This window comes from Pedobacter sp. 10L46_2 (assembly GCF_056395165.1).
This window is the reverse complement of the sequence record NZ_JBFTIZ010000275.1, coordinates 1-6157: the sequence shown is the minus strand read 5'-3', so window position 1 is coordinate 6157 and position 6157 is coordinate 1. Positions and strand designations below refer to the sequence as shown.

The following is a 6157-nucleotide window of genomic DNA, read 5'->3' as shown; positions in this document are numbered from 1 at the left end:
GTGAATAGACAATAATGGGAAAGGCACTTTACCCAAAATATAAGCGCCTTCGAGTGTTACATCGGTATACCCAAATTGAGATAGATAAAAACGTTTATCAACGCTTCCCATGAAATTATGATAGTTATATTCACCTCCTAAAACTCCCTTTATACCTGCAGTATATCTGAAATTAAAAATAGGATACTTGTCGACAAGCGGGGTACGATATACCTTACCCTGATAAAACTTTTCATGTGGCGCGTACCTTAACTGAAGTGATATTTCTGATGTACTAATCGAGTTAGTTTTAATTAAATTATTGTCTCTTGAACTTGCAAAATACAAAGATCCGGCAGGTGTTTGATTCCATTTGCGCAAACCAAGGCTATAAGAGAAATGATTTTCGAACTCATGCACATAATCTATTCTGTAAAAATCATTGTACAACATCATATCATTCTCTCCCCTTTTGAAGGATAGCAAGAAGTTATCTTCTTGTACAAACTGCAATTCCTGACCTGGTATTTTTGTATCTCTCTGGAAACTTGCCCTTAAATAGTTTTGGGGAAATGCATAAATAGATTTATTGTTTAACGAATAGGTTCCGCTTAAGAAATACTTCCACTTCGTATCATTAAAGCCATAAGCAGCATATGTTTCAAAGTAATAACGTTTGCTAAGCGCCGGAGTAGTTCTTCCCCCTAAACGCAAACGAAAACCTTCAACACTATTAAAACTGTAAAAAGTATTTACCGGCCCCATTTCAAAAGGTCCAAAATCTTTATAGCCAGCAAAGAAAAGCGTAACCACATCCATTGTTCTTTTAAATGATGGGATAGTTTGCAGCGTATCTAAATTACTATACACCTTTAAATTTGTAGCACTAAGCGCTTCCGGACGGTTATCGGCCCAAAATTCTTCTGATCTTTTAGTGGCATCTGCAACTACAACAGGCACCGCTGAGCCATAATATGTAGTATCAGGATGGGGTTTGTTGATTTGGTAATCTTTAAAATTCACAGTTCTTTCGCCAGTAAATCCCGTTCCGCCTTTTTTACTTAAACCAAAATCAACAATCAGATTACTTTTACTAAGGTGATAACGCTTATCTGGATTCTGTTCAAAGTCGAGCTTAGCTTCTAACGCCCTAACGAAATTCAAATTAATATCCTTATTTACAGTAAGGTATGCATTTTGAACAGCATAATTCCCATCTAGCGTAATGTATAACTTTCCTTCAAACAAGAGGTCAGTATTGTTTCTTGGCATAAACGAAAGCTCAACCAGCTTTGGGTTATGATTTTGAATGGTATCAGTAATGAAAAACTTATAGAATGTAGGTGCACCATCTGCAATTGGACTTAACAACTGATTACTTACTACTGAGATATTGTTATCATAGATATCTATATCCTGATACATTCTATCGAAATAAGTAGTTAAGCCTTGGTTATCGATAAAACGTTCATCAAAGTTAACACGCTTATCAGCTACTATAATGGTCTTAAGTTTTTCCGGACTTTTGCGGAAATAATTGTTCGAAAGCTTTTCTTGCTGAAATACAGGAAGCATGGTTTTACCACCTATTTTAGTGGAGTCCTGTTCCTGAAACAAAAATTTATAATTACGGAATATCCTTTTGTTTTTAAACTTATCAGAAAGGTTACTCATAGAAAACATCATTCTTTCGTATTTCTTGTATTCAACGAAATCATAATGATCCATACGGTTCTTTGGTTTATTAGCAATGACATTTCTAATAAGCGCAACCGCAGGATTATCCTTATTTTTATATTTTGGTTTTTTGCCTGCCGTAATTACCACTTCATCCATTTGAGTAGTTTCACTCTGCAGCTGTACATCAATTGTCTGCGTTTTGCCTGGAACAATTGTTTTTACAACTGATTTGTATCCTACATAACTAAATTTAATCTGTGTATGGTCATCACTGATAGTAATACTGTATTGGCCGTCAGCATCTGTTCTACCACCCTTTTCAGTTCCGGTAATCAGAAACGAAACATACGGTAAGGTTTCTTTGGTTGTAGCATCTGTTACTGTACCGTTAACAACTGTTTGCTGAGCTTTTGAAGTAAAAGCAAACGCTATCAGTAAAATAACAGTTCCTATATATTTAAAATATTGATGTTTCATTATGTATTTCATTTACCTTGATCCCGCCAATGCAATGGCATTTACCGGATATAATTATTCAGGATGTCGGCAAAGGTACATCTCAACTTTTGAATATTATACTAAAATAGTCAGGATAAAGTCTTCAACCAGATGTTATGACATCAAGATGAAAAAGCAAAAAAATAAAGTCTGTAAATAGTTGATTAACTGAGCTGAATAACAAAATCTGTTTGCCCTGGTTGTAGGGTTTTTAATGAAAACAAAAAGCCATGATTAAGCAATATCTCTCTGACCAGAGTCAAACCAATACCCTGCCCGTCTTTCTTGGTACTAAAAAACGGACTAAAGAGCTGCTCACTTAAGTCCTCCGATATCCCCCTGCCGTTATCAGTAATTGTGAGCTTCTTTAATTTAGCGTCTAAACTAAACTTCACAATACCCTCCTGATCAAAAGCCTCTATCGCATTCTTAACAATATTAATCAGTGCCTGCTCCATTTGTTGTGAGTCGGCTGAGATGTAAAATGGAGTATTAGGTAAATCGAATCCAAAGCTAACACCACTTTCTTTTGCTTTGATAAGCATAAAATCTGAAACTGAATAAATTAAAGCAGTAAGATCAACCTGAAGTTTGTTTACGGGTGTCAGTTTTACCAAATCTGCAAAATTTCTCATGAACAGATTCAGGTTCTGATTTCTGGCAACAGCTACATACATTGCATTCTTTAAACTTGATTTATCTTCAGAGCTCCATATTTCATTGGTATCAAGAGCCATATTAATGATAGAATTTACGGGCCCTACTGTATTATTTACTTCATGAGCCATCATCCTGATTACTTTACCATAGGCATTCTTTTCCGCTTCAAAGATCTCCGCAGTCACTTCTTCAATCATTACAAACATTCGGGGAAAGCCCCTATCTATAAAATGAGATTTTTGGACCTTATAAGTATTTAAACTGCCAATTCTCATTGTTTTAGACTCACCAGCCTTAAGGGGCTCAAACTGAGCCAAAAGTATTTCAGGTCTGGTTCCCAATATTTCCTCTGCTTTTGGATTAATCTGCTTTATATGATTGTCGTAATCAAGGATAACAATACCAGTGGGTGAAGTATGAATCAGTTTTTCCAGAAAAAAATGCTGTGCTTCCTGTTTTGTCCTTTCTTCCCTTAATGCATCCATCATCTGATTGTATACATCTATGAGTTCATCTGTTTCTTTCTTCCCTGTTGGTAAAAACTTAACATTAAAATCACGATCATTGATGGCGCTAATCCCCTCCCTAAGATAATTTAAAGGCTCTACAAGCTGTTTATAAAGCCCTATTGATATCACAACAGAAACAATAACTAATACCTCAGAAATAATAAAAAATATCTTATTCTTCTCCAGAATAAGATAGCTAAGTCCTAAAAAGACAAGATGAAGAACAACAATAAAGAGGATATACTTGGTCTTTAACTTCATTCAGTTTAATCTTCTGCTTCATTAAATGGAATCTGATACTTCTCAAGTCTACGGTATAGTGAATTTCTTGTTATCCCAAGAGATGCAGCGGCTTTGGTAATCTTGTTTTGGTGAAAGCTCATTGCCCTTTTGACCATTTCAATTTCCATCTGCTCAAGTGTAATACTGCCTACACCGGGCATTTGTACATTCGCCTTTTTTGAAGGGGACAGATCTAATTGCGCTTTAAAATCATCTATACCAAGTTCATTATTCTTGCTCACTAAAATAGTCCGCTCTACCAGATTTTTCAGTTGCCTTATGTTGCCTGGTAACTCCAATTGCTGAAGCCACTTCATTGCACTGACTGATATTGATAACAATGGTCTATTGTAGATTTCTTTAAGATTATTAATAAAGAAATCAACCAATAAAGGGATATCATCTGATCGTTCACGTAAAGGCGGTAAGTTTATAGTGATCAGGTTGATGCGATACAACAAGTCTTCTCTGAAAGTGCCCGCACCGACCATTTCATTTAAATTTTTATTAGTTGCACACACCACCCTGACATCCACTACTTTACTTCGGCTGCTACCCAACACTTCATATGTTCTGTCTTGCAGCACCCTCAATAACTTAACCTGACTACCCGCTTCCAACTCTCCTATTTCATCTAAAAAGATAGTCCCTTTGTTAGCCATTTCAAATCGACCGGTTCTGTCGAAACGTGCATCAGTAAATGCTCCACGAACATGACCAAACATTTCACTTTCAAACAATGATGAAGATATTCCCCCAAGGTTCACTTTTACGAAAGGCTTATTCCGACGTGAGCTATTCTCATGTATTGCTTCTGCGATCAGCTCTTTTCCTGTACCGCTTTCTCCAAGAATAAGCACCGATGCATCTGTTGGCGCAATCTGCCCTATAGTTTCAAGTATAGCAAGCATCTGAGGATCTTCGGCAATAATTTGCTTAAAATTATATTGCTTATCCAATTGTTTTCTACTGCTATTCTTTGTTTTAGTAGTATTTAACTCAAGTAATGTTTTAACTGATTGTAAAACGTGTTCGTTGTTCCATGGCTTATTTATAAAATCATTTGCGCCAAGTTTCATGCCCTGAACAGCCAGTTGGATACTTGCCCATCCTGTAATCAAAATCACAGGTACTACAGCATCAATTTTTCTGATGCTGCTAAGCAATTCCATCCCTTCCACTCCAGTGGTATCAATAGAAAAGTTAAGATCAAGAAGAATCAACTCTGGAGTTTGCTCTTTGATAATAGTTAAAGCCTCTACGGCACTATCTGCCGACTTAACCTTATTACCTGCATTTTCAAGTAATAAAGTTAAAGAAGTTCTTACAGCAATATCGTCATCTACAATCAGTATCATATACAAAGTTAATATAGTTATTATTCTTCATGCAATGCAACAGCAGGATGTATAGCAGCAGCCTGTTTTCCAGGGTATAAAGAACAAAAGATCACCAGTAGATAAATGAAAGCAATAGACAACAATAAAGCGATGATATAAACGCTGGCTGCAACATTAAAAACATTTAGCAAGGGGAATTGTAAAGCAAAAAAAGAACCCAAAATAATAGATAATGTAGCCAATAGCAACGACTCACTGACCAGTTGAAATGATACGGATGAACCTGTTGCACCAATAGCTCGGCGCAAACCGATCTCCCCCCTTCGCTGGCTAATATTATACCAAAGCACGCCGAACAATCCCAGCGCCACATTGATGATTAAAAAGCCTGCTACTGTAATACAGATGATCATAGGGATAACGGTATCAGAATTTTTAGATTCCCGGGTATCTTCCATATGCTGCATCGGCCGTAACGCCAATCACCTTCCATTTTTCTTCTTCGTTATCTGCACCAACAATTTTACCGGCCGCAGGCTCGTCTCCAAACATCGCCTGCTTTAATGTTGAATTAATAACTACACTTCTTTGATTGATGTCTTCTTTATTGAACCACCGACCCTCGAGTAATTGCATACCTAATACCTTATTGTAATCATCTTCTACAACATAGTTATTTATTGGAGACATTTCTTTCCCTTTATAAGTAAATCCAGTTGTGGAATGGCTATTTGAATAAGGAAAATTCGCACTTGTAAAGCTTAACTCTTCTATTTCTGGTAACGCTTTTAAGCTACGCCTTACATTCTCGTAAAAAATATTTAAAGAGTCAATATTATTGGTTTTAGCATTTCTGCTATAAGATACAGACCATACCCGTTCCGATTCGAATCCCTTGGGCAGCATATAATTCAAGTAATAAAAAGTTAACAGGGAGAATACGGCAAATATGACCAAAAATGACACCAGTATTTCCGAAAGGAACAGGAAATTCTGCTTCCTTTTATTCCAGATCAATTTAAATAAATGTTTGAACATGATAATTTCTTTAAAATGGTTCTTATTGAGCTTTTAGGGCATTAACTACATTTAACCTCGACATTCGCCAAGCCGGGTAGACTCCCGAAAGCAACCCGAAAAATAGGCAGATCAGAAATCCAAATACCAGTACGGTAAAGTTCAGCGACAAATTAAGGTTAGGTAGAATAT

The 6157-nt window shown here is 36.4% G+C and carries 5 protein-coding genes; all 5 read right to left on the bottom strand.

The annotated features are described in order from the left end of the window. Positions 1 to 2136 (bottom strand): DUF5686 and carboxypeptidase-like regulatory domain-containing protein (locus AC1DDX_RS22135; protein WP_477622610.1); only part of this gene is annotated, 2136 nt, incomplete at its 3' end. A 185-nt stretch (positions 2137 to 2321) separates the two neighbouring features. Then, positions 2322 to 3587, bottom strand: a complete 1266-nt coding sequence (locus AC1DDX_RS22130) for a sensor histidine kinase (protein WP_288883913.1) — start codon at positions 3585 to 3587, stop codon at positions 2322 to 2324. Between the two features lie 5 nt (positions 3588 to 3592). Then, the gene (locus AC1DDX_RS22125) at positions 3593 to 4966 is read right to left on the bottom strand and encodes a sigma-54-dependent transcriptional regulator (RefSeq protein WP_288883914.1); all 1374 of its coding nucleotides are present in this window, start codon (positions 4964 to 4966) and stop codon (positions 3593 to 3595) included. A 20-nt stretch (positions 4967 to 4986) separates the two neighbouring features. Next, on the bottom strand, positions 4987 to 5361 hold the full coding sequence (locus tag AC1DDX_RS22120) for an ABC transporter permease (RefSeq protein WP_477622609.1): 375 nt from the start codon (positions 5359 to 5361) through the stop codon (positions 4987 to 4989). A gap of 22 nt (positions 5362 to 5383) precedes the next feature. Continuing rightward, complete coding sequence (locus AC1DDX_RS22115; protein ID WP_477622608.1) at positions 5384 to 5986, bottom strand: ABC transporter permease; 603 nt, start codon at positions 5984 to 5986, stop codon at positions 5384 to 5386. Between the last annotated feature and the right edge of the window lie 171 nt (positions 5987 to 6157).